Here is a 22,899-nt window from a genome sequence, read left to right as displayed (position 1 = left end):
ACTAGCCCTCTTCCTGCACGCCGCACTCGCGATCCAGCCTGTCCATGCGCCAGGCGTAGTACCCGACCAGCATCACATAGATCAGCAACGCCCCCTGCGCCCCCATGTAGAACGAGAACGGGAATCCCAGAAAAGTGATGGACTGCAAATCCCTGGCGAACCAGACAACCACAAAGGTCGCGACGAACCAGATCGCCAGCAGCACCGCCGTCAGCCGGAGATTCCTGTGCCAGTACTGTCGGTGCTTCTCGGTGAGCTGCATGCGTCCCCCTGTTTTATCGCGTATCAAGACGGTTGCCGATTCTACTCCGCAGGCAGCCATCCAATGCACCCTTACGCAAATTGCCGCACGCTTTTGACATTTCCACCCCGCCAATTACAATGGCTCGGACACAAGGCAGACAGCCTGTCCTGCCGCCACTCCCTGAGGAACCCCTGAGTCCCGCAAGATGCGCATCCTGATCGCCGAAGACGATGAAGTACTGGCCGATGGCCTGACTCGCGCCATGCAGCAGGCCGGCTATGCCGTCGACCGGGTGGCGGACGGGTCGGAGGCAGACACCATCCTGAAAGGGGGACAGCCGTTCGACCTGATCGTCCTCGACATCCAGCTGCCGAAGCTCGATGGCTTCACCGTCCTGCGCAACCTGCGCGAGCGCAACAACCACGTGCCCGTCATCATCCTCACGGCGAGGGACAGCGTGGAAGACCGCGTGAAGGGACTCGACCTCGGCGCCGACGACTACCTGTCCAAGCCGTTCAACCTGCAGGAACTGGAGGCGCGCACCCGCGCCCTGCTCCGGCGCGGCCAATGCGGCACCAACCCCCTGCTGACTTGCGGCTCGCTCACGTTCGACAGCATAGAACGGCGTGCCGCTATCGACGGAAAACCACTGGACCTCACCACGCGCGAACTCGGCGTGCTGGAAGCGCTGATGCTGCGCGCCGGGCGCGTCATCAGCAAGGAGCAGCTGCTGGAGCGCATCTACAGTTATTCGGAAGAGGCCAGCAGCAACGCCATCGAGGTCTACATCCATCGCCTGCGGAAAAAGATCGCGCCCGCCGGCGTGACGATCCGCACCATCCGCGGCCTGGGTTACGTCATCGACAGTCTGCCCTGACCGCCATTTTCCCCACATTCCCAAACGTGCAAGCACCGGCATGAGCGCCATGGAAACCAAGATCCTTTCCCTGCGCAGCTACCTCATGCAGCGGCTGATGATCTCGCTCTACCTGCTGTGGCTGGTCAGCACCGTCGTCGGCTATTTCGCCACCATCAACTATGCCAACCAGCCCTACGACCTAGTGCTGCTGCAACGCGCTTATGCGATCGCGGACGACCTGAAGCTCGGCAGCGGCAACGAACAGCTGGACGTGATACCCGACCTCCCCGACGGCTCGGACCCCGGCATGCCGGACAAGGTGGTCTATACCGTCACCGACAGCGAAGGACGCAAGCTCGCGGGCAACGGCAACACCCTGCGCCCGCTCTCGTACCGGCGCGACCGGACCGGCCCGCTGTTCAGCAACGGCGAACGCGAAGGACAGAAGACGCGCATGGTCAGCCTGGTCTACAAGTCCAACGGCGGGGTGCTGCAGCTGCACGTCGCCGAGACCACGCAGCAACGCCAGGCGCTCATCCGCGGCATCCTTTCCAACATCGTCATCCCGCAACTGCTGCTGACCCTGATCGCCCTTGCCGTCGTGTGGTACGGATTGAAGCAGGGCCTGCGTCCGCTCGAACGTCTGCGGAACGAAGTGCTGAACCGCAAGCGAGACGACCTGAGCCAGCTCGACGGCAGCCAGGCGCCCGCCGAAGTGCGGCCGCTGATCGATGCGGTGAACGACCTGCTCGAACGGCTGAAGCAAGTCATGCAGGCCCAGCAGCGCTTCGTCGCCGACGCGGCACACCAGTTGCGCACACCGTTCGCCGGGCTGAAGACCCAATCCGAACTGGCATTGCGCACGAACGACCCGGAACAGAAACAGCACGCGCTCGAACACATCCTCACCAGCACCCAGCACGGCATCCGCCTGGTCAACCAGCTGCTCGCGCTGGCCCGCAACGAGCCGGGCGGACAAGGCACCGAAAGCTTCACCACGCTGAGCCTCAACCACCTGGCGCAGGAATGCACCGTCAACTGGGTGCAGATGGCCCTGGAAAAGAACATCGACCTCGGCTACGAAAGCACATCCGCAACGGTGGAAATACAAGGCGATGCGGCCAGCCTCACGGAGATGCTCAACAACCTGATCGACAACGCCATCCGCTACACCCCCGAAGGCGGACACATCACCGTCGGCGTCGGCACCACCGCAGACGGCGCGGAGCTATACGTGGAAGACAACGGCCCCGGCATCGCGCCGGAACACCGCGAACGCGTGTTCGAACGCTTCTACCGCATCCTCGGCAGCGGCCAGAGCGGCAGCGACCTCGGCCTCGCCATCGTGGCCGAGGTCGCCAAGCGGCACGGTGCGGAGATCAGGCTGGATGCGGGGAGCGGTGGGATTGGGACGAGGATCGGAGTGTGCTTTTGCGCATCAAATGAAATGCGAAGGCGCCCCTCTTAATTCACAGAAATACAGCCGAATGCGTCGTTCGTGAAGTTCGGCAAGCACCCCTAAGAACTTCCGCTTCTCGGGTAGCGGCCTTACTGGCTAATTAGTTTTACATCTGGTGGCTGCCCAAAGCTGACGCTTAACGTTCAAGCTAAAGGATGCTGCGCGGCTTTACCCCGCGCCCCTTGGGGCGCAGTGTTAAGGCGCGGCTGATGAGAAGCCTAGCCGCACCAAGTGAGAATTTAGTTCCCGGCATAACAAACAGTACTCATAAAAAGACTTAGCCCACGCTGTTAGATCAGGGTTGTTGACGTTGACATTGAGTAGAAAGCTTAGGCGAGCAAAGTGCGGACAGTCATCGATTGCAGTGAGGCTGCTCACGTGGGTTGCATCCAAGAACGGTAGCTGATCAAGGAGTTTACGGATGCTCCCTTTGCTGCGGCTCTCATAATGAATGAAATACTGGAACCAGTTTGCGTATTGGTTCGACTGGGCCGATATGAGTAGTGGAGCCTGAGAATATGGTGCGATCTTGGAGAAGGCAGAGCACACTTCCGCTTCCGAGAGTGTATTGAAGTCAAGCGTCACGGCCGATGCTTTTGATATTTCGTTGATCTGCGAGATGCAGTCACCAATGACTCGCTTGGTGTGTTTCTCGACATAAGGTCGAAGTACCTCGCGGTCTGATTGCTCCTTGACATGCACGACCAAGAGGTAAAAGACGTAGCTTGCAACCACTGAGGCCAAAACGGCTTCAACAATCACGCCAAGGTCGTACGCCCCAACAAATAGGCTAGGGAAGCGATTAAGGAAAAGAATCTTTACGAGCAATAGGGCTGCGGCACCAGCGGCGAGCGCGTTTGCTTCACGGGAAGCTGTCCTGATGAGTTTGAATAGCTGCACTTGAGCGCCCTAATGTAGAATTAATCGGACTGCCCGGTTGATTGCAGGGTTAGGAAACATAGATGCTCCACGCCGCCAGTACTGCTGAGGCGGACACGCAATAGATGCCCGCACGAACCCAAGAATTTGATATGCGACTTGCTGTCTTTAGTCTCTCATCAAGCCCACGAAAAACGTAAACATCACCTTTGCCAACCACGGTCTCAATGGACGAGGCAAGCGTATCAATTGCGAAACGTACTTCGAAGAGCACGCGATTAAGACTGACAGCGAGAAGTACACTTCCGACAAGCCCAAGAATTGCAAGTAGTTGAATTGTTTTTCCGTCCATACAAACTCCTATGCCTAACGTTTAACGTTTGAATTCACCGGACTGCGCGGTTTTTTGCGCCGGTGGGTGGAATGATGGGTTAGCCACGTTTCTTGTTTAACTTCATAATTATGAACCCGACAACCAACGAGGCGACTGCGACAGTGAGTAGAAAGCGCCAGAATACTTGTTGGTCAATAAACCAAAATGCGACTGCTAAGGCCAGGCAGTAGAGAATGCCGGCAACGACAGAAGTTTTTTCTTCTTTCTTGGTTAAGTCAAATAGAGACCGTTTCATCCAAGTTAGCGGGTACAGGAGAGCAAGCACGAAGGCTGACATTGCGAACAACAGCTTTACGAGTTTTTGAACCTCCACATCTGTGCCAGCCCACGGCAATAAGCCAATTGCCAAACCAAACATCATTCCCATCACTATGGCACCCGTGGATAACCCGGCATTCGAAATTGGTACCCAGAACTTTGTTACCCAACCAGAGGAATGCATCGCCTCGGCAGACTTCGCCGTTGTTACATTGATTACTCCAAGCCCTAGAAGCCCAGCAAGTGACAGAATTGAAAATGAATAGAACGAAAGAGGCTCTGTCATTAACGTCTCGACCTTTGCAAGATCAAAGTTCAGAGTCTCCATGCCACCAATAACGAGCCCAAGACATAAGCCATATAACGCAAAGACCCAACTATTCTCCCAAAGGCTTCTAACGGAAATTGGATTGGCGCGAGGAATATTCATATGCAGCAACTCAAAGTGGCTAGCGCCGCGCTCTGCGCCAAATTTGGAGCGCAGCGGAAAATTTGTCCGACAGCAGTCGCCTTGTTAAATTTTATTTTTTGTTTGCTAATGCGGAGAAGAACAGTAAAAACCATAGGATTAGTGAAAGCTTGATTGAATCAAACCAACCCGCATCAGCGTTTAAAACCCAGGAAACATTGCCTGCAATAAAGAATGCCCAAAAGACCATTGCAAGCACTGTGAATGCCAGATATTTGACTTCATTTACAAACGTAAATCGAACGACAATAGCGCTTATGAAACTTGCTATAAGCTGCGACAGCTTCCAGAAAGGGCCATAGGCTAGAACACCAAATATGGCGCAAATTGTAGATAGATTGCCTTCATTGATGACGTAGTCTATCGCCAACTTTGAATCTATGAGATTTACTGTAGGATTAATAAGCCCTCCATTTAAAGAAAGAGGGATAAAGAATGCCATGTACATGGCGAAGTAGGAGAAACCATAAAAATATACCTTGCCAACAACAGCTTCCAGCTTAGCGCGATTTTGGGCTCTCCATTCTTCTACATTCGAGGGCTCGGGTTCCGGTATTTGTTGCTCTGGTATATCCGGAACTGTAACAGGTTTAATTTTAAAGAAGTCTTGGAAAAGCGGGGTAAGCACATTGGCTATCATGCTCAAGATAATTGCTACGATGCCTCCAAGTATTGCTTCTATCATTTGGCACATTCTCCTTTCGTGCTTGAAATTTTAACGTCTGAATCAGGATCGCGACGCGGCTTTATCGCGGCGCGTCCCTTGGAATTATGGGTTAGCCCTCTACTTGACCGAGACTGCCCAGAGTGAAACCTGCGACTTCTGAAATGCGGCCTCGCCACCAAACCCCTTTGTTTCCGGGGATTGGGTTGCCGGACGTATTGAAGAAGCGAGCGTTCTTAAGATGTATGTATTGCGGTAGAGGGGGCGCATCGTCACCTTCCTTTTTGTATATCTCACCGTACTTTGCAAAGGAACCCCTCACAGATTCGGCCGCCTCCGGATCGTTAAGGCCGCTGGAGAAGTCTTCCGCAAAACCTTCAAAGTAAGATTTTCCGCCCGCGAGGACACCGGAGACAAGGAGCCCGCTGACCTGCAATGTAACTCCGATTTCAATGCCGTCGTTTGCCATATTTACCAATGACTGGAGGAACCAGTCGTGCGGAACGGCGAACGGAGTGAGCTCTGCGCTTGTTGTTTCTTCTGTCATGTGGAACTCCTTTTGAAAAGAGGGCTAAAACATGCAGAGCCAATCACCTTCAGCTCTTCATGGATAACTAAAAAACCGCCTCGCAATCTACCACCCCTCCCCCAACTTATCCACGCCCAAACATATCTGTACATTTTTTCACCTCAAAACAAAAACAGCCAACCCTTTCCCAAGGGTTGGCTGTTTCTCTTTTCAAGTCCCCGATCGAGTGAACCCCGCCTAAGGCTTCAGCGCAACCACGAACGCCTTCCCCTTCATCGGCAGCATCTTGCCCATCCGGGCGCGTTTGCCGAAATGGCCTTGCAGGTCTTTGTCCGAAAGCTGCATGACCTGCTCGCGGGCGCCACCGTGCGCGATCACCGTCACCCTGGGATCGTTGATCACGGCGACCGCAGCCAGCTCGTCGTCCTCCGCGATGCCCATCACCACGACGCCTTTGCCGCCGCCTGAAAGCTGCTTCATCTCGGCCAGCAGGAAGGCCAGCAGGCGGCCGGAACGGCAGGCGGCCACGACCAGCGATTTCTCCGACGGTGTGAAGAATGCGGGCGACAGGATCTGCTCGCCTTCCACGCTGATGAACTGCTTGCCCGCCTTGTTGCGGCCGACCATGTTGCCTATGGTGCAGGTGAAGCCGTAACCGGCGGCGGTGGCCAGCATCACGTGCTGCTCGGCGTTGCCGCAGATCACGTGGACGATCTTCGCGCCCGTCGCCACGTCGATCAACGTGGACAGCGGCACGCCGTCGCCGCGGCCGCCGGGTAGCTGGTGCACGGGGATGCTGCACACGCGGCCGTTGCTGCAGATCACGATGCAGTGGTCGGTGGTGCGGCACTCGAACGCGGCCAGCAGGCCGTCGCCTTCCTTGAACGAGATGCCGGAGAGGTCGAGGCCGTGGCCTTGCCTGGTGCGTCCCCAATGTTTTTTGGAAACAACCACCGTGACCGGCTCGTCCACGACCTGCGCGGTCAGCACGACGCGCTCGGCCTGCTCGATCAGCGTGCGGCGGTCGTCGCCGAAGGTCTTGATGTCGTCGTCGATCTCCTTCGCCACGCGGCGGCGCATCGCGGAATCCGAGCCGAGCAGCTTGTTCAGCTCTGCACCTTCGTCCTTCAGCTGTTGCAGCTCGCGCTCGATCTTGATGCCTTCCATCTTCGCCAGCTGGCGCAAGCGAATTTCAAGGATGTCTTCGGCCTGCCGGTCGGACAGCTCGAAGCGCGCGATCAGCGCGGCCTTGGGCTCGTCGGATTCGCGGATCAGCGCGATCACTTCGTCCAGGTTGAGGTAGACGATCATGCGGCCGTCGAGGATGTGGATGCGGTCGTTGACCTGCGCGAGGCGATGCTCGCAGCGGCGACGCACGGTGTCGAGGCGGAAGCGCGCCCACTCGCGCAGGATCTCGGCCATGGGCTTCTGCTTCGGCCTTCCGTCGAGGCCGATCATCACCATGTTGAGCTGCAGCGAACTTTCCAGGCTGGTGTGCGCGAGCAGGATGGTCATCAGCTCGTCGGCGGACTGGCGGCTCGACTTCGGCTCGAACACCAGGCGCACCGCATGGTCCTTGTCCGATTCGTCGGAGACCTTGTCCAGCACGGACAACAGCAGTTGCTTGCTCTGTACCTGCTCCTGCGACAGGGCTTTCTTGTTGGCCTTGACCTTGGGATTGGTCAGCTCCTCGATCTCCTCCATGACCTTCTTCGCGGAGGTGCCGTGCGGCAGTTCGTACACCGCCACGCGCCACTGGCCGCGCGCCATCTCCTCGATCTTCCAGCGCGCGCGCATCTTCAGCGAGCCGCGCCCGGTGCGGTAGCACTCGCGTATCTCGTGCGGCGACGAGATGATCTGCCCGCCGCTGGGCAGGTCGGGACCGGCGATGGAAGACAGCAGCTCATCGTTCGAGCAGTCCGGATTGCGCACGCAGAGCGCGGCAGCAGCGCCGATCTCGCGCAGGTTGTGCGACGGGATCTCGGTCGCCATGCCCACCGCGATGCCGGATGCGCCGTTGAGCAGCACCATCGGCAGGCGCGCGGGCAGCATCGCCGGCTCCTCGAAGTGGCCGTCGTAGTTCGGCTTCATGTCCACCGTGCCCATGCTCAGCTCGGACAGCAGCAGGTCGGCCATCGGTGTCAGGCGCGCCTCGGTGTAACGCATCGCCGCCGGGTTGTCGCCGTCGCGCGAACCGAAGTTGCCCTGGCCGTCGACCAGCGGATAGCGCATCGAGAAGCCCTGCGCCAGACGCACCATCGCCTCGTAAGCCGACGAGTCGCCGTGCGGGTGGAACTTGCCCAGCACTTCGCCGACGACGCGCGCCGATTTCACATGCTTGCTGTTGTGCGCCAGCCCCATCTCGCGCATTGCGTAGAGGATGCGGCGCTGCACCGGCTTCTGTCCGTCGCAAACGTCCGGCAGCGCGCGGCCCTTGACGACCGACACGGCGTATTCAAGATAGGCGCGCTCGGCGTACTGCGCGAGCGGCACGGAGTCGCCGTCGGGCGGCGGCGGCAGCGGCGAGAACTGGCGGACATTTCCTCGACCGCCGCCGGATGCTGCGGGTTCGTCCATTGCTTGTTCGTTCTGGGTATCGACAGGCTCTTCGCTTTCGATACCTTCGAACAGATCGTTTTGCGGCAGGTTAGACATCGCCTGTTACCTCGTTTCCGTGATATTCGAGCCAGGCGCGTCTCGAGCCCGACTCCTGTTTTGCCATCAGCATGGTCATGGTGTTTTCTGTCGCTTCGACAGAGCCCGCATCCAGCGCTACGCACAGCGCGCGCCGCGTGTCGGGATTCATGGTCGTATCCCACAGCTGCTCCGGGTTCATCTCGCCCAGGCCCTTGAAGCGCGAGACGGACCAGCTGCCCTCGCGCACCTTGTCCTTGCGCAAACGGTCTTCTGTCGCCGCCAGTTCGTCCTCGTTCAGCGCGTAGATCTTGCGTATCGGCTTCTTGCCCTGTGCCGGAACATCGACGCGGAACAGCGGCGGCTGCGCGAGGAAGATGTGGCCGTTGGCGACCAGTTGCGGGAAGTGGCGGAAGAACAGCGTCAGCAGCAGCGTGGAGATATGCGAGCCGTCCACGTCCGCGTCGGCCATGATGTAGATGCCCTTGTAGCGCAGGCCGGAGAGGTCGGCCTGCTCGTCCGGGCCGTGCGGATCGACCCCGATCGCCACGGCGATGTCGTGCACTTCCGCGTTGGCGAACAGCCGGTTGCGGTCGACCTCGAAGGTGTTGAGCACCTTGCCGCGCAACGGCAGGATGGCCTGGAACTCCTTGTTACGGCCCTGCTTGGCGGAGCCGCCGGCGGAGTCGCCCTCGACCAGGAACAGCTCGTTGCGGTCCGGATTGAAATCCGCCGCATCGGTCAGCTTGCCGGGCAGCACGGCGACGGAAGAGCCCTTCTTCTTCTCGACCTTCTGCGCCGACTTCATGCGGCTCTGCGCCTGCTTGATGACAATCTCGGCGATGCGCTTGCCGTAGTCGATGTGTTCGTTCAGCCACAGCAGCAGCGGATCGCTGACCATGGAGGAGACCAGCTTCAGCGCGGTGCGCGAAACCAGCCGATCCTTGGTCTGCCCCTGGAACGAGGGGTCGAGCACCTTCGCGGAGAGCACGAAGCTGGCGCGGTTCGAGACGTCGTCCGAGGTCAGCTTCACACCCTTGGGCATCATGCCGTGCAGCTCGATGAAGCTCTTCACCGCGTTGAACATCGCGTCGCGCAGACCGGAATCGTGCGTGCCGCCCGACCAGGTGGGGATCAGGTTCACATAGGACTCGCGGGTGATCGCGCCTTCCTCGGTCCAGGCCAGCGCCCATGCCGCGCCCTCGCCCTCGGCGTAGTTGTCGTCGCCCTTGGGGATGTAGCGCTCGCCCGAGAAGATCGGCGCGACCAGCATGCCGCCCTCCTCCTGCGCATTCAGCGCCTCGGCGAGGTAGCCGCGCAATCCCTCGGGGTAGTTCCACGCCCTGGTCTCGCCGGTCTTCTCGATATGCAGCGTGACCGTCACGCCGGGCAGCAACACCGCCTTGGAGCGCAGCATGCGCTCCAGCTGCGACAAGTTGACGGCGGGCGCGTCGAAATACTTGCCGTCCGGCCACGCCCGCACGGTGGTGCCGGTCTTGCGCTTGGGGCATTCCCTCAGTTTCGCCAACGGACTCTTCGCGACGCCGTTGTCGAAGCGCAGATGATGCTCGCCGCCGTCGCGGTACACCGTGATCTCGACGGCGGTGGACAGCGCATTGGTGACGGCCACGCCGACGCCGTGCAGGCCGCCCGCAAACTTGTATGCGCCGCCCGCCTCCTTGTCGAACTTGCCGCCTGAGTGCAGCACGGTGAACGCGACCTCGACGACGGACACGCCCTCCTCCGGATGGATGCCGACCGGGATGCCGCGGCCGTCATCCTGCACGGAGACGGAACCGTCGGTGTACGCGGTGACGACGATGTTCTTGGCGAACCCGGCCAGCGCCTCGTCGCAGGCGTTGTCGACTACTTCGGTGATGATGTGGTTGGGATTGTCCAGCGTCGTGTACATGCCGGGACGCTGGCGCACGGGCTCCAGCCCGCGGAGCACCTTGAATGACGACTCATCGTAATTAACGCTCAACTGCTACTCCTGTGGTTAAGTGATGTACAGCGCAAAACATCATGGGGCCATGCTACCCGACCCGCAAAGGTCGCAATTGTACAGCGGCTCTCCGGGCTTCCCGCGTTTAAGCGCGCATCTCATGTGAACCAATTGTAGGAGCGTGCCCTGCACGGGAAGACTCCCGTTTCCCCTCGCCCAATAAAAAGCCCCGCCGGGGAACCGGCGGGGCAAGGGGAGGAACAACTTATGAGCTGCTTAGTGTGCTGTCGCAGCCTCTGCGTTGATGCCGGTGTTCTGGCGCACGTAGAGCTCGTCCCACATCTCTTCAGCACGCTTGTCGCGCGTGAACAGCGAGAACAGGATCACCATCAGGAAGCCCAGCGGGATGGAGATCAAGCCTGGGTTCTTCAGCAGGAAGAAGGGCTTCTCCAGACCCATGATGCTGGTGGTCTGACCTTCGAACTTCGCGAGGTCGGCTTCCGCCTTGGCTTTGGCCTTCTCAGTCGCGGCGATGTCCTTCTTCACCTTGGCGAGATCAGCCTCGGCTGTGGCCTTGGCCACCACATCGGCGATGGTCGGCAACGATGTCTCCAGCGCGGTTGCCTTCTCGTTCAGCTTGGCGAGCTTCTCGGCAGCGCCCGGCTTCGCAGCCTTCTCAGGGGTCGCAGGCTGTGCCGGTTTGGCGGTGACGCAACCTTCCAGCGCGAACAGTTCGCACATGAAGCTCGAACGCTCGACGGCAGGTTGTGCTTCCTTCGCAGGCACTGCGGGCTCGCCGTTCAACACCTTATTGGCCGAAGCGATGACAGCCTTCGGATAAGTCATGTTGGGGGAGACCATCACCAGACCGATCGCGGTCAGCGTGCCGACCACCATGCCGGCGATGATGCCGTTGGTGTTGCACTTCTTCCAGTACAGGGTGAGGAACACGGCAGGCAGGTTGGAAGAGGCCGCAACCGCGAAGGCCAGCGCCACCAGGTGCGCGACGTTCTGGCCCTTGGCCATGATGCCCACGATGATCGCGATCACGCCGACGATGACGGAAGCGACACGCGCTGCAACCACTTGCTCCTTCGGAGTGGCATGGTCGCCGCGGATCACACCGACGTAGATGTCGTGCGCCATCGCGGAAGCGGATGCCAGCACCAGGCCGGCCACCACTGCCACGATGGTGGCGAACGCCACCGCTGCCACGAAGGCCAGCATGAAGTTGCCCAGGTACGATTGCTCACCTCCGCCCAGAAACTGCGCCAGCAACGGGCCGGCCATGTTGCCGCCTGCGTCGATGGAAGCGATCTTGTCCGGACCGACCAGCATCGCAGCGCCGGTGCCCAGGAACAGGGTCAGCACATAGAAGCCGCCGATGATGCCCATCGCCCAGATGACGGAAGTGCGTGCTGCCTGTGCCGTCGGCACGGTGAAGAAACGCATCAGGATGTGAGGCATACCTGCGGTACCCAGCACCAGCGCCAGGCCCAGGGAGATCTGGTCGATCGGGTTCTTCAGGAACAGGCCCGGCTCGAGGAAGCGCTGGCCCAGCTCTTCCGGAGTCATGTTGGCAGCCTTGTCGCCCAGCAGCTTCGCGACTTGCTTCTGAACATCGCTATCGCCGACCACCGCTTGCAGGTAGCCAGGCAGGCTGAAGCCATACGGCGCCCAAACCATTGCAACCAGGATGATGGAAGCTGTCACCAGCAACACCGCCTTGGTGATCTGCACCCAGGTGGTCGCCTTCATGCCGCCGAACACCACATAAGCCAGCATCAGGATGCCCACGCCGATCACGGAGATCTCGTAGTCGATACCGATCAGCGTCTTGATCAGCACGCCGCCGCCGACCATCTGAGCGGTCAGGTAGAAGGTGGACACGGTAATGGTGGACAGCGCCGCCACGGTCTTGGTCTTCTTCGGATCGTTACGGAAGGCGAGGATGTCGCCCATGGTGTACTTGCCGATGTTGCGGCAGGGCTCGGCGATCACCAGCAACACGGTGATGTAAGCAACCAGCCAGCCCACGGAGTACATGAAGCCGTCATAGCCGTACAGCGAGATCAGACCGGCGATACCCAGGAAGGACGCTGCGGACAGGTAGTCGCCCGCGATCGCCCAGCCGTTCTGGATGCCGCTGACCGAACGGCCCGCCGCATAGAACTCGGAAGTCGTATGCGTGGAACGCGCCGCCCAGAAGGTGATGGCCATCGTGATCGCGATGATCACGCCGAACACGGCGAAGGTCATCCACTTGAACTCGTCCGCCACCGCACCACCGGCCGCATAAGCGGCCGTGCAACCCAGCAGCGCGATCGCGGCCAGGAAGAAATTGATATGGTTCTTGCTCATTTGATTCTCCCGCTGTTCACATCATTGATGATCTCTTGCGCCATCGCATCGAACTGGGCATTGGCCTTCTTCGAATAGACGAAAGCGATCGCCCATGCGACCACGAACTCGGACAAGGCGAACAGCAGGCCGAAGTTGACCACGCCCCACACCTTGGTATTGAACAGTTCCTTGTAGTACGCAGCACCGATCGGCAACAGGAAGTAATAGATGATGGAGAAAACCATCAGCCCCCACAGGAAAAACGTCTTCTTGCGATGCAGAGCCTGGAACTTGGGATTGGCATCGATCGCCGCCCAATTGACATTTGAATTAGACATACTCGCCTCCACAGACAACCAACATGTCAGGGGCAAACAGACCGCCCCCCCTCATAAAACCACATGCAGATTACGTGATATAGCTTACAGCCGGCTTACAGTGCTTATCCAGCGCTGCGCCTGTTCCAGGTCACGCAGGCCGGCGTAGTCGGCAATGTCCTTTTTGCCCGCCTGCGCAAGGGCGACCTGGAACAGTTGCGCGGTGGCCAGAGCGTCCGCCAGCGCGTTGTGGCGGACATCGATGCGGATGCCGAAATGTCCGATCCAGTCGTCCAGCGCGCGATATCTCTTCGCCAGCGGTGGATTCAGGCCGGGCATCACATAGGCCAGATCCACCCACGGATGCCTGAAGGAAAGACCGAGGTACTCGCGCAATGCGCGGCGGATCATCGTTTCGTCGAAGGTCACATGGAACGCGACGAGCGGCGATTTGCCGAGATAGTCGAGAAAAGCCAGCAAGGCGTCCGCCGGCAGCGCGCCTTCGAGTTGCACCGAAGTGCTGATGCCGTGCAGCAGGATGTTCTTCTTTTCGCTGGCCGCCTGCTGCTGCAACACCACATAGAAACTGTCGCCGAAATCGATCTTGCCGTTCACCACGGCCACGGCCCCGATGGAGATGAGACGGTCCTGCATCAGGTTGAGCCCAGTGGTCTCCACATCCACCACCACACAGCGCGTCTCGCCGAACGGCACATCCAGGTCGGCTTGGGGCAGTGCCTCCCAAGCGTCCAATCGATGTTGCTGCTCCGGGCTCAGCTGCGGCCCGCGGCCAAACCAGCGCGCCAGCCTCGAAATCACAGGTGGTACTCCAGCGACAGCCGCGCCTGCAGTTTGCGTGCCTGGCGGAAGGCTTCCTTCAGGATGCGTCGGTCCAGCTCGTTCAATTTTTCCGGATCGATTTTGTTGTCCAGCGCGGCATCGCCGGCTCCCTCTGCGCTCGACTCGTCGTGATGGCGCAAGCGCAACACCTGGATGAACAGCAAGGCATCGATCCAGGCATCGATCTCCGACTCGTGCAGGTTCATCTTGGCCGCACTCAGGCGCAGGCGCTGGATAGTGTTCGTCTGCGTCACTCCGGCCGCCAGGCTGAAGATGCGCGCCGCATCCACGAACGGCGTGATGCCGTTCACCTTCAGGTCCAGCTTGTTCTCCTTGCCCACCACGAAGTCGCGCACCACGCCCAGCGGCGGACGATTGTTCAGTGCGTTCTCCGCCATCAGGTGCAGAAAGCGGCTGTTGTCGCTGGCGACCCGTGCCAGCCAGCCCCGCAGGTCCTCGGCCAGGTGATGCGCACCATACAGCGAGCGGAAGTCGAAGAAGATGGTCGCGTGCAGCAGCGCTTCCGGCGAGCCGCCGCTGAGCCAGCCGGAGAAGGTGCGCTTCCACTCCTCCAGCGACAGGCACCACTTGGGATTGCCCGCCATGATCTCGCCCTTGCACAGGGGGAAGCCGCACAACGCCAGCGTCTCGTTGATGCGCTTCGCCACCGGCAACAGTTTCTCGCGCACCTCGTCCGCGTCCATGCCTTGCGGCACGTCGAAGATGATCGCGTTGTCCTGGTCGGTGTTCAGCGTCTGCTCGACGCGCCCTTCCGACCCCAAGGCCATCCAGCACAGACCCTCGTGCAAAGGCGTGCCAAGCAAGCCGCTGGCCTTGCACTCCAGCTCCACCACGCGGGCGGTGAGCAGGTCGTTGAAGGTCGAGATGAACTGGGTCAGCTGCTCCGGCGCCACACCCTGCGCCATCATGTTGTGCGCCATGTGCCGGATGTCGGCGGCGGCCTGTTGCAACACTTCGGGAGTCTCTGCGTGGCGTATGGTCGAACCGATCTCGCGCAGGCCGACGCGCTGCAAGGCAAACAGGTCCTTTTCCGAGATCAAGCCAATCAGCCGCTCGTTCTCGACCACCAGCACATGCCGGAAGCCGTGCTTCGCCATCATCAGCGCTGCCTCATGCGCCTGCGCCTGCGGCGGCATGCTCGACAGGTGTGCGCTCATCACTTGGATAACCGGCTGATCGAGATCGATCTGCGGGAGCGCGATGCGGTCCAGCACGTCGTGCAGCGTCAGGATACCCAGCGGCCGCGCCTCTTCGTCGGTTGCGACCATGGAGCCGATGCGCTGTTCGTGCATGACTTCCAGCACCCGCCGCACGGAAGTGTCGGGCGCACAGGTCACCGGCGCGCGCCGGATGATCGCCGACAGCGGACTGGCCAGCGATTGCTGTTCGACGCTGGAATGGCTGTACTGCGCCTGGATGACCTGCTTGGAATGTTCCAGCAGGTTGGCGATGCGCCGCGTGCAGAAATCGCGGAACGCGGCGCTCATCTCGTTCAACTGCCGGAAATCTGCGGCAGGAAGCTCGTAGCAGAACGTGTCGCTGCCGGCCCTGTAAACACTCGCGACCGGACGATCGGCCAGCAGCGCGCCCAGCGGGAAGCACTCCCCCTCCGCCAGCTCCAGCCAGGTATCCGCTTCGGATGCGTGGGCGACGTTCTGCTCGCCGTGCACCATGCCCTGCTTGATGACCAGGAAGCGGTCCACCGCCCCCTGCTCCGGAGACACGATCACCTCGCCCGCGGCGTAGTAGCCGAGACGCATGCGTTCCAGCATCCACAGGAGGTGTCCGGGCTCCATGTGATCGAAAGGCGCATGTCTGGCAAGAAAGTTCAACTGGGACGGATGGATCGCACTCAAGGCGGCACCTCTTCGTATCGGGCAATAGTTTATTATGGCTGCCATTGCGCCGCATCAACAACCCGGATCGACCATGAATTTCACCAACCCCACTCTCGACGAGATACGCCAGCTGCTGCAAACCGTGCACAGCATCGCCGTAGTCGGCCTGTCGCCGAACGAATCGCGCCCCAGCTTCGGCGTGGCGCGCGGGCTGCAGGGCAAGGGCTACCGCATCATTCCCGTCAGGCCGCTGGTCGACGAGGTGCTGGGCGAAAAGGCTTATCCCGACCTGGAGAGCCTGCCCGAACTGCCGGACATCGTGGACGTGTTCCGCGCCCCCGAACATGTGCCGGAGATCGTGGACAGCTGCATCAAGCTCGGCATCAAGCGCATCTGGCTGCAGGACGGCGTGATCAACGAGGAAGCCGCGCTGCGCGCGCAGCAGGCGGGCATCACCGTGGTGATGGACCGCTGCATGTGGCGCGACTGCGTGCACCTGTGCGGAACGGATGCATGACGAGTAAGAGCCGCTGCGCCTGGGCCGGGAACGATCCGCTGTACCGCGCCTACCACGACAGCGAATGGGGCGTTCCATTGCACGATGACCGTGCGCTGTTCGAGTTCCTGATCCTGGAAGGCGCGCAGGCAGGCCTGAGCTGGATCACCATCCTGCGCAAGCGCGACAACTACCGCGCCGCGTTCGAAGGTTTCGATGCGGCGCGCATTGCCCGATACGACGCGAATAAAATAGAATCGCTGCTGCAGGATCCGGGCATCGTGCGCAACCGCCTGAAGCTGGAATCCGCGGTGGTCAACGCGCAGAAGTTTCTCGATGTGCAGGACGAGTTCGGCAGTTTCGATGCATTCATCTGGCAGTTCGCCGGAGGCAAGCCGAAACAGAATTCCTGGCGCAGCCTCGCCGACGTGCCCGCCAGCACGCCCGGGTCGGACGCGATGAGCAAGGAACTGAAACGGCGCGGCTTCAAGTTCGTCGGCACGACGATCTGCTACGCCTTCATGCAGGCGACCGGCATGGTCAACGACCATACCAGAAATTGTTTTCGGCACGCCGAATTGATCGGCAATGAGGAATAACCAATGATGCAATTGAAATTCACCAAGATGCACGGCGCAGGCAACGACTTCGTCGTGATCGACGGCGTGCGCCAGAAGGTCGCGCTGTCGCCGGAACAACTGCGCTTCCTCGCCGACCGCCATTTCGGCGTGGGCTGCGACCAGATCCTGCTGGTGGAAAAATCGCAGCATGCCGATGCGGACTTCCGCTACCGCATCTTCAACGCCGACGGCGGCGAGGTCGAGCAGTGCGGCAACGGCGCGCGCTGCTTCGTGCGCTTCGTGCACGACCACAAGCTCACGCCGAAGCGCGAGATCGTGGTGGAGACCAAGAGCGGGCTGATCAAGCCGCGCCTCGAAGACGACGGTCGCGTGACGGTGAACATGGGCGCGCCGATGTTCGCCCCCGAGTACATCCCGTTCGTGGGTCAGGGCGCGGTGAGCGAGCCGCTGGAAGTGGCGGGCGAGACGCTGGAGATCAGTGCGGTGTCGATGGGCAACCCGCACGCGGTGCAGATCGTCGCCGATGTCGAGCATGCGCCGGTGGAAAAGCTGGGGCCGCTGATCGAGCACCACCCGCGCTTCCCCAATCGCGTCAACGCCGGCTTCATGCAGGTGAAGGACCGCAGCCACATCCGCCTGCGCGTGTACGAGCGCGGCGCCGGCGAGACGCTGTCATGCGGCACCGGCGCCTGCGCGGCGGTGGTCGCCGGCATCCGCCGCGGCCTGCTGGACAGCCCGGTGAACGTCGTCACGCGCGGCGGCCAGTTGACCATCGCCTGGAACGGCGAAGGTGAGCCGGTGCTGATGACCGGCCCGGCGATCTCCGTTTTCGAGGGTGAGATAAGTTTATAGGGAGCAATGATGAGAGCAGAAGACGTCGCACAATACCTGCAGGACAATCCGCAATTCTTCGAAGGCCACACCGACCTGCTGACGCAGATCATGCTGCCGCACCCGCACGGCGGACGCACCATCTCGCTCTCCGAGCGGCAGATGGTCGCGCTGCGCGAGAAGAACCAGGGGCTGGAGAAGAAGCTGCAGGAACTGATCACATTCGCGCACGAGAACGACGCGCTGCAGCACAAGGTGCACGAATTCGTGGTCGCCCTGTTCGCCGCGCGCGACCTCGCCACGCTGCAGGAGATGGTCCCTCACCTGCTGCGCGAGATATTCTCCGTGCCGCATGCCACTCTGCGGGTATGGAAGACCAACCCGCCGAGCGCCGAGGTGATTGCCTTCACCGATGAGCAGCAACATCCGGTGTGCTTGCACCAGGCAGCGCACGACACCGCCGACTGGTTCGGCGAGATCGGCAAGCAGCTGCACTCCTTCGCCTACCTGCCGCTGCACGCGGGCAGCGAAAGCATCGGCCTGCTGGTGATGGCCAGCGAGGACAAGCAGCGCTTCTATCCGGGCATGGGCACGATGTTCCTGCAGCGTATCGCCGACGCGGTGAGCGCGGCCATGCACCCGCACGTCACGCAATGACCGATGCCGCCACGCCAAATCAACGCTACCTCGATGGCTACCTGGCGTGGCTGCGCAATGAGAAGCGCTACTCCGAACTGACCGCCGAGAACTACGCGCGCGACCTGCGCCACCTGTTCGAACTGTCCGCGGGCACGCCGCTCGCCAACCTCAAGATCCACCACATCCGCCGCTTCATCGCGCAGCTGCACGGCAAGGGACTGGGCGGCCGCTCGCTGGCGCGCATGCTCTCGGCGTGGCGCGGCTTCTTCACCTACCTGATGCGCGATCACAGTTTCGCCGACAATCCCTGCGCGGGCCTGCGCGCGCCCAAGTCGCCCAAGACCCTGCCTCAGGCGCTGTCTCCCGATGAGGCTGCGCGGCTGGTCGACCTGCCCGCCGACACGCCGGAAGCGATACGCGACAAGGCGATGTTCGAACTGTTCTACTCGTCCGGCCTGCGTCTGGCCGAACTGGTAAGCCTCGATCCGGAACAGCTCGACATGAGCGACGGCGAAGTGCGTGTCACCGGCAAGGGCAGCAAGACGCGCATCGTGCCGCTGGGCAGCCATGCCATCGCCGCGCTGAAGTCCTGGCTTGCGGTACGCGACCAGCTCGCAAAAGCGGACGAGACCGCCCTGTTCGTCGGCACACGCGGCAGCCGCATCACGCCGCGCATGGTGCAGTTGCGCATGAAGCAGTGGGGCATCAAACAGGGGCTCAACAGCAACGTGCATCCGCACCTGCTGCGCCATTCGTTCGCCACCCATGTGCTGCAATCCTCCGGCGACCTGCGCGCAGTGCAGGAGATGCTAGGCCACGCCAGCATCTCCACCACGCAGGTCTATACCCATCTCGATTTCCAGTACCTCAGCAAGATCTACGACGCGGCCCATCCGCGCGCCAGGAAGAAAACATGACCAGCAAGAAACCCGACTCCAGCCGTTCGCGCCGCCCCGCGGGCGGAAACCGCGACTTCCGCAACAAATCCAGACACGGCAAAAACCCGGCCGAACGGCGCAACGCGCCCACTCAAAATGCAGTGCCGCGCACCCGACCGGCCCGCGGACAGCCCGCCATCATCCTCAGGGAAGGCCGCGAGAAGTCGCTGCTGCGCCGCCACCCCTGGGTGTTCTCCGGCGCGGTCGAGTTCGTCGAGGGCACACCCGCGAACGGCGACACCGTCGCGATATGCGACGTACAGGGCGGCTTCCTCGCCTGGGGAGCCTACAGCGCCGGTTCGCAGATCACCGCGCGCGTCTGGTCGTGGGACAAGGATGAGGCCATCGATGCAGCATTCTTCCGCCGCAAGATCGCTGGCGCGCTGAACGCGCGCGAATCTCTCGGCTTGCGCCGCGACAGCAGCGGCCTGCGCCTGATCCACGCCGAATCCGACGGCTTGCCGGGCCTGATCGTGGACCAGTACGGCGACGTGGTGGTGATGCAACTCGGCAGCGCAGGCCCCGAACGCTGGCGCGACGCCATCGCCGACGCCCTGCAGGAGCTATGCAATCCTGTATGCATCTACGAACGTTCGGATTCCGACGGGCGCGAACTGGAAGGGTTGGAGAAACGTACCGGCGTGCTGCGCGGCACGCTGCCGGAGCACGTCGAAGTCGTCGAACACGGCCTGCGTTTCGCGGTCGATGTCGCCGAAGGACAGAAGACCGGCTTCTTCCTCGACCAGCGCGACAACCGCGCGCTGACCGAGACGCTCGCAAAAGACCGCGACGTGCTGAACTGCTTCTGCTACACCGGCGGCTTCTCGCTGTATGCCCTCAGGGGCGGCGCGAAATCGGTGCTGTCCATCGACGTCTCCGGCGACGCGCTGCGCATTGCCGACGAGAACCTAAAGAACAACGGCCTCGATGCGGCCAAGGCGAAGTGGCAGGAAGCCGACGTGTTCGCCGCGCTACGCAAACTGCGCGATCAGGGCAAACAGTTCGACTTCATCATCCTCGACCCGCCCAAATTCGCCCCCACCGCCGCCTTCGCCGAAAAAGCCGCGCGCGGCTACAAGGACATCAACCTGCTCGGCTTCAAGTTGCTCAGACCGGGCGGCCTGCTCGCCACCTACTCCTGCTCGGGCGGCATCAGCGAAGACCTGTTCCAGAAGATCATCGCCGGTGCGGCACTGGATGCGGGCGTGGATGCGCAGATCGTGCATCGATTGCACGCCAGCGCGGATCACCCGACGCTGCTGAGTTTCCCGGAGGGGGCATATTTGAAGGGATTGGTGTTGAGGGTGGCCGGATAACCCGCCAATTGTCCAGTTACGTGCTGCGGCCCTAACTCGATTTACGCACTGAAAGCGTAGCGAGGATGGTCAGATGCAAGGCGCACGGAGCGCAGGAACCGGAATGTACATTCAGTTTGCCGCTACGCGGCCCCGGATTCCGACAACAAAGTTGCGGTGAAGGCTAATGCGCGAAGCGCGTTATGCCGAAACCAACACCGCGCAACGCCGCAGGTGACCACCGCATAACCAGCGACTTGGCCGTTGTTTTTGGACGGCCTAGTCGAATGGCTAGTGGTTTCATCAGTAGCTTTACTACCACTCCCTGAACGACACCCCCATCCCGAACGTCGTCTGCCGGTGGTTGTAATCGATCAGGCTCTCGCCAAAACCGGATGTCACCTGGGTGTAAAACTTCGCCGACTTGCCGACGAACAGCGGCGTGGTCCAGTCGAATTGCATGAAGCCGCGGTTCTTTCCAAAGTTCAGGTTGTTGCGCAGCAGCAGCGAGACCGACTGGGTCTTGTCCGGCTCCCAGCGGATCACGGCATCGGCGCGCCCCACATAGCTCTGGATGTCGGGGTTGTCGTCGTTCGCGGCATTCTCCGGAATGCGCCACCAGCCGCGCGCCAGTACGCTCAGGCCGTTGTCCCATTCCCATCCGCCTTGCAGGTAGGCGCGGTTCCAGCTGCGCGAATCGGTGGCGCTTTTGCCGTTCGACTGATGCACCAGGCCGACGTTGAGCATCCTGAATCCGCTCTGGTTGCCCGTGCCGAAGGTGGCGATCAGCTCCGGCTCGTAATTGGTCTCGCGGAAAGGCGCGGAGTTGCGCGCATTGAATGCCTGCCAGTTGGATTGCTGGGTGTAGGCGCCCCAGAGCCGGAAGTCGTCGAAGCCCAGCAGGCTGATATGCCGGTAGTTCATGATCTCAGCCTTGAAGCTGAACTGGAACTTCGCTTCCATTGAGTCGAGGTCGAGCGGCACCGGGGTCGCATGACCCGGAGCGGGAGATGAGGGTTGTGTGTTCACCCGGGTCGACTTGCGCGCGATGAGGTAACTCGTCCGGTAGGGCCTGAGCGGTGTCAGCTGCGTACCGCCTTCCCTGGCCCTGCCGTCCAGGTTCCATGCACGGGTGAGGTAGGTGCGTTCCTGGTGGTTACTCTCAGTTTCAGCGGGGGCTGAAGGGATTTCAGTCGATTGCGCCGTGGCCGGATTCACGTGTGCCTGTGCAGCCTCGGAAACTGCGGCCGGCGGCACGCTTGCCGGGCGACGTGCGGATGCGGCGAGCGCGTCATAGCACTTCAGCCGTGCGGCGTCGTCGGCCTTGGCCGCACATTGCAGCAAGTCGGCTTCCGCAGCGAGAGCATTGTGGGAAAAGGCCGCACAAAAGGCGGCCGGTATCAGGAACGAGCGCAGATTCATTGTCGTCAGCAGCGCCTCCTCGCGCCTCGCTGGTATAAAGGAACTGGCTCAGAGCGTAAAAATCAGTGCAAGTTCACCATCGGCTTGAAACCCAGCTTGCCCTGCAATCCCTCCGCGCTGCTGCGCGCTTCGTTCGGGCTGGCATAGGGACCGAGATGCACGCGGGTCAGGCCGTCCTTGACGAACAGGGTGATCTGTTTGCCGGCCTCGCCCAGTTCGGCGCGCATCTTCGCTACGAAGCTCTCGGCGGCTTCTTGCGACTTGAAAGCGCCCAGCTGCAGGTAGACATTGCCGGCAGCCACCGGCGCGGACGAAGCGGACTTGGCCGGCTCGGCCTTCTCCAGCGGCCTGCTCTGCACGGGTTCGACCTTGGCGACGCTGTTGACGACCGCGTTGGGGGAGAGGCTTTCGATCTCGACTTCCGCGCTGCCGTTGCCGATGATGCCGATCTTGTGCGCGGCGGTGTAGGACAGATCCATCACGCGATCATGCAGGAACGGTCCGCGGTCGTTGACGCGCACCACTACCGACTTGCCGCTCGCCACGCTGGTGACGCGCGCGTAGCTGGGGATCGGCAGGGTGGGATGGGCGGCACTCATGCCGTACATGTCGTACACCTCGCCACTGGAGGTGCGCTGGCCGTGGAATTTCTTGCCGTACCAGGAGGCGATGCCGCGTTCCTTGAAATTGCCGGAGACGGTCAGCGGCGTGTAGGTCTTGCCCAGCGCGACATAGGGACGGTTGGCGTAGCGGTGCAGCGGTTCGCTGCGCGGCACGGCATCGGGGATCACATCGAGGTTGGCCGGCACGTCCGCGCCGGGACCGTCGCCGGCGAGGTAGCCGCCGCTGCCGGGGACGGGTGCGGCGCCCGGCGTGCCGACCACGCGGCTCTCGACGGGCGCAGGAGTGCTGCGCGTTTCCACCTGGCGTTGCGGCGTGCTGCCGCAGGCGGCGAGTGTCATGGCCAGTGCCAGAATTGCGATTTGCCTGCTCATGCGGTTCCT

22 protein-coding genes are annotated in these 22,899 nt (G+C 61.3%); 8 read left to right on the top strand and 14 right to left on the bottom strand.

Annotated elements, in window-relative coordinates:
- Position 1 precedes the first annotated feature (1 nt).
- Positions 2–262, bottom strand: coding sequence for a DUF4212 domain-containing protein (locus FGKAn22_RS00835; RefSeq protein ID WP_212786113.1), 261 nt, complete (start codon positions 260–262; stop codon positions 2–4).
- Positions 263–449: 187 nt separating this feature from the next.
- Between FGKAn22_RS00835 and FGKAn22_RS00830 the strand changes: the two genes are divergently transcribed.
- Entirely contained in the window at positions 450–1,121 is a 672-nt protein-coding gene (locus FGKAn22_RS00830) for a response regulator (RefSeq protein ID WP_212786112.1), read from the top strand.
- Between the two features lie 40 nt (positions 1,122–1,161).
- Positions 1,162–2,571 (top strand): sensor histidine kinase N-terminal domain-containing protein, encoded by a 1,410-nt coding sequence (locus FGKAn22_RS00825; RefSeq protein WP_212786111.1) that lies wholly within the window; start codon positions 1,162–1,164, stop codon positions 2,569–2,571.
- A 186-nt stretch (positions 2,572–2,757) separates the two neighbouring features.
- Here the strand turns inward: FGKAn22_RS00825 and FGKAn22_RS00820 are convergent, their stop codons facing one another.
- From FGKAn22_RS00820 to FGKAn22_RS00770, 11 genes are all read right to left on the bottom strand, one after another.
- Positions 2,758–3,462: a hypothetical protein gene (locus FGKAn22_RS00820; protein WP_212786110.1), complete on the bottom strand. Its 705-nt coding sequence runs from the start codon at positions 3,460–3,462 to the stop codon at positions 2,758–2,760.
- A 49-nt stretch (positions 3,463–3,511) separates the two neighbouring features.
- On the bottom strand, positions 3,512–3,793 hold the full coding sequence (locus tag FGKAn22_RS00815) for a hypothetical protein (protein ID WP_212786109.1): 282 nt from the start codon (positions 3,791–3,793) through the stop codon (positions 3,512–3,514).
- 79 nt (positions 3,794–3,872) lie between these two features.
- Positions 3,873–4,523, bottom strand: a complete 651-nt coding sequence (locus FGKAn22_RS00810) for a hypothetical protein (RefSeq protein WP_212786108.1) — start codon at positions 4,521–4,523, stop codon at positions 3,873–3,875.
- 91 nt (positions 4,524–4,614) lie between these two features.
- Positions 4,615–5,247, bottom strand: a complete 633-nt coding sequence (locus tag FGKAn22_RS00805) for a hypothetical protein (protein WP_212786107.1) — start codon at positions 5,245–5,247, stop codon at positions 4,615–4,617.
- Between the two features lie 91 nt (positions 5,248–5,338).
- Positions 5,339–5,773 (bottom strand): gas vesicle accessory protein GvpU, encoded by a 435-nt coding sequence (gvpU, locus tag FGKAn22_RS00800; protein WP_212786106.1) that lies wholly within the window; start codon positions 5,771–5,773, stop codon positions 5,339–5,341.
- Between the two features lie 219 nt (positions 5,774–5,992).
- Positions 5,993–8,410 (bottom strand): DNA topoisomerase IV subunit A, encoded by a 2,418-nt coding sequence (gene parC, locus FGKAn22_RS00795; RefSeq protein ID WP_246487419.1) that lies wholly within the window; start codon positions 8,408–8,410, stop codon positions 5,993–5,995.
- Positions 8,403–10,373: a DNA topoisomerase IV subunit B gene (locus FGKAn22_RS00790; RefSeq protein WP_212786105.1), complete on the bottom strand. Its 1,971-nt coding sequence runs from the start codon at positions 10,371–10,373 to the stop codon at positions 8,403–8,405. Before FGKAn22_RS00790 ends, parC begins: the two co-directional genes overlap by 8 nt.
- 237 nt (positions 10,374–10,610) lie before the next feature.
- On the bottom strand, positions 10,611–12,695 hold the full coding sequence (locus tag FGKAn22_RS00785; RefSeq protein ID WP_212786104.1) for a solute symporter family protein: 2,085 nt from the start codon (positions 12,693–12,695) through the stop codon (positions 10,611–10,613).
- Positions 12,692–13,015, bottom strand: coding sequence for a DUF485 domain-containing protein (locus FGKAn22_RS00780; protein ID WP_212786103.1), 324 nt, complete (start codon positions 13,013–13,015; stop codon positions 12,692–12,694). The genes FGKAn22_RS00785 and FGKAn22_RS00780 overlap by 4 nt, the downstream gene beginning before the upstream one ends.
- A gap of 84 nt (positions 13,016–13,099) precedes the next feature.
- Positions 13,100–13,813 (bottom strand): 3'-5' exonuclease, encoded by a 714-nt coding sequence (locus FGKAn22_RS00775; RefSeq protein WP_212786102.1) that lies wholly within the window; start codon positions 13,811–13,813, stop codon positions 13,100–13,102.
- Positions 13,810–15,711 (bottom strand): DUF294 nucleotidyltransferase-like domain-containing protein, encoded by a 1,902-nt coding sequence (locus FGKAn22_RS00770; RefSeq protein WP_212786101.1) that lies wholly within the window; start codon positions 15,709–15,711, stop codon positions 13,810–13,812. Before FGKAn22_RS00770 ends, FGKAn22_RS00775 begins: the two co-directional genes overlap by 4 nt.
- A gap of 73 nt (positions 15,712–15,784) precedes the next feature.
- Here FGKAn22_RS00770 and FGKAn22_RS00765 point away from each other — a divergent pair, with 73 nt between their 5' ends.
- From FGKAn22_RS00765 to FGKAn22_RS00740, 6 genes are read left to right on the top strand one after another with little or no spacing between them, the layout of a single operon-like run.
- Positions 15,785–16,210 carry a CoA-binding protein gene (locus tag FGKAn22_RS00765; protein ID WP_212786100.1) on the top strand — a complete coding sequence of 142 codons (426 nt, stop codon included), beginning with the start codon at positions 15,785–15,787 and terminating at the stop codon, positions 16,208–16,210.
- Entirely contained in the window at positions 16,207–16,788 is a 582-nt protein-coding gene (locus FGKAn22_RS00760; protein ID WP_212786099.1) for a DNA-3-methyladenine glycosylase I, read from the top strand. The genes FGKAn22_RS00765 and FGKAn22_RS00760 overlap by 4 nt, the downstream gene beginning before the upstream one ends.
- 6 nt (positions 16,789–16,794) lie before the next feature.
- Complete coding sequence (gene dapF, locus FGKAn22_RS00755; protein ID WP_212787106.1) at positions 16,795–17,622, top strand: diaminopimelate epimerase; 828 nt, start codon at positions 16,795–16,797, stop codon at positions 17,620–17,622.
- A 6-nt stretch (positions 17,623–17,628) separates the two neighbouring features.
- Positions 17,629–18,258: a DUF484 family protein gene (locus FGKAn22_RS00750; protein ID WP_246487418.1), complete on the top strand. Its 630-nt coding sequence runs from the start codon at positions 17,629–17,631 to the stop codon at positions 18,256–18,258.
- The gene (gene xerC / locus FGKAn22_RS00745) at positions 18,255–19,157 is read left to right on the top strand and encodes a tyrosine recombinase XerC (RefSeq protein WP_212786098.1); all 903 of its coding nucleotides are present in this window, start codon (positions 18,255–18,257) and stop codon (positions 19,155–19,157) included. The genes FGKAn22_RS00750 and xerC overlap by 4 nt, the downstream gene beginning before the upstream one ends.
- Positions 19,154–20,494, top strand: coding sequence for a class I SAM-dependent rRNA methyltransferase (locus FGKAn22_RS00740; protein ID WP_212786097.1), 1,341 nt, complete (start codon positions 19,154–19,156; stop codon positions 20,492–20,494). Before xerC ends, FGKAn22_RS00740 begins: the two co-directional genes overlap by 4 nt.
- Positions 20,495–20,788: 294 nt before the next feature.
- On the opposite strand, the gene FGKAn22_RS00735 is transcribed toward FGKAn22_RS00740, so the two are convergent.
- Both FGKAn22_RS00735 and FGKAn22_RS00730 read right to left on the bottom strand, forming a co-directional pair.
- Entirely contained in the window at positions 20,789–21,895 is a 1,107-nt protein-coding gene (locus FGKAn22_RS00735) for a phospholipase A (RefSeq protein WP_212786096.1), read from the bottom strand.
- A 62-nt stretch (positions 21,896–21,957) separates the two neighbouring features.
- The gene (locus tag FGKAn22_RS00730) at positions 21,958–22,890 is read right to left on the bottom strand and encodes a septal ring lytic transglycosylase RlpA family protein (RefSeq protein WP_212786095.1); all 933 of its coding nucleotides are present in this window, start codon (positions 22,888–22,890) and stop codon (positions 21,958–21,960) included.
- Between the last annotated feature and the right edge of the window lie 9 nt (positions 22,891–22,899).

Origin of the sequence: Ferrigenium kumadai, from assembly GCF_018324385.1 — a bacterium.
Classification (GTDB): Bacteria; Pseudomonadota; Gammaproteobacteria; order Burkholderiales; family Gallionellaceae; genus Gallionella; species Gallionella kumadai.
The sequence above is the reverse complement of the archived record's forward strand: the minus strand, read 5'-3'. Positions and strand labels throughout refer to the sequence as shown.

Bases quoted from the DNA above. Each gene is read 5' to 3' on its own strand.
- FGKAn22_RS00805 (WP_212786107.1), bottom strand. From the start codon at position 5,247: ATGATAGAAGCAATACTTGGAGGCATCGTAGCAATTATCTTGAGCATG.
- FGKAn22_RS00815 (WP_212786109.1), bottom strand. From the start codon at position 3,793: ATGGACGGAAAAACAATTCAACTACTTGCAATTCTTGGGCTTGTCGGA.
- FGKAn22_RS00750 (WP_246487418.1), top strand. From the start codon at position 17,629: ATGATGAGAGCAGAAGACGTCGCACAATACCTGCAGGACAATCCGCAA.
- FGKAn22_RS00735 (WP_212786096.1), bottom strand. From the start codon at position 21,895: ATGAATCTGCGCTCGTTCCTGATACCGGCCGCCTTTTGTGCGGCCTTT.
- FGKAn22_RS00760 (WP_212786099.1), top strand. From the start codon at position 16,207: ATGACGAGTAAGAGCCGCTGCGCCTGGGCCGGGAACGATCCGCTGTAC.
- FGKAn22_RS00740 (WP_212786097.1), top strand. From the start codon at position 19,154: ATGACCAGCAAGAAACCCGACTCCAGCCGTTCGCGCCGCCCCGCGGGC.
- FGKAn22_RS00810 (WP_212786108.1), bottom strand. From the start codon at position 4,523: ATGAATATTCCTCGCGCCAATCCAATTTCCGTTAGAAGCCTTTGGGAG.
- xerC (WP_212786098.1), top strand. From the start codon at position 18,255: ATGACCGATGCCGCCACGCCAAATCAACGCTACCTCGATGGCTACCTG.
- FGKAn22_RS00835 (WP_212786113.1), bottom strand. From the start codon at position 262: ATGCAGCTCACCGAGAAGCACCGACAGTACTGGCACAGGAATCTCCGG.
- FGKAn22_RS00765 (WP_212786100.1), top strand. From the start codon at position 15,785: ATGAATTTCACCAACCCCACTCTCGACGAGATACGCCAGCTGCTGCAA.
- dapF (WP_212787106.1), top strand. From the start codon at position 16,795: ATGCAATTGAAATTCACCAAGATGCACGGCGCAGGCAACGACTTCGTC.
- FGKAn22_RS00730 (WP_212786095.1), bottom strand. From the start codon at position 22,890: ATGAGCAGGCAAATCGCAATTCTGGCACTGGCCATGACACTCGCCGCC.
- FGKAn22_RS00780 (WP_212786103.1), bottom strand. From the start codon at position 13,015: ATGTCTAATTCAAATGTCAATTGGGCGGCGATCGATGCCAATCCCAAG.
- parC (WP_246487419.1), bottom strand. From the start codon at position 8,410: ATGTCTAACCTGCCGCAAAACGATCTGTTCGAAGGTATCGAAAGCGAA.
- gvpU (WP_212786106.1), bottom strand. From the start codon at position 5,773: ATGACAGAAGAAACAACAAGCGCAGAGCTCACTCCGTTCGCCGTTCCG.
- FGKAn22_RS00785 (WP_212786104.1), bottom strand. From the start codon at position 12,695: ATGAGCAAGAACCATATCAATTTCTTCCTGGCCGCGATCGCGCTGCTG.
- FGKAn22_RS00830 (WP_212786112.1), top strand. From the start codon at position 450: ATGCGCATCCTGATCGCCGAAGACGATGAAGTACTGGCCGATGGCCTG.
- FGKAn22_RS00825 (WP_212786111.1), top strand. From the start codon at position 1,162: ATGAGCGCCATGGAAACCAAGATCCTTTCCCTGCGCAGCTACCTCATG.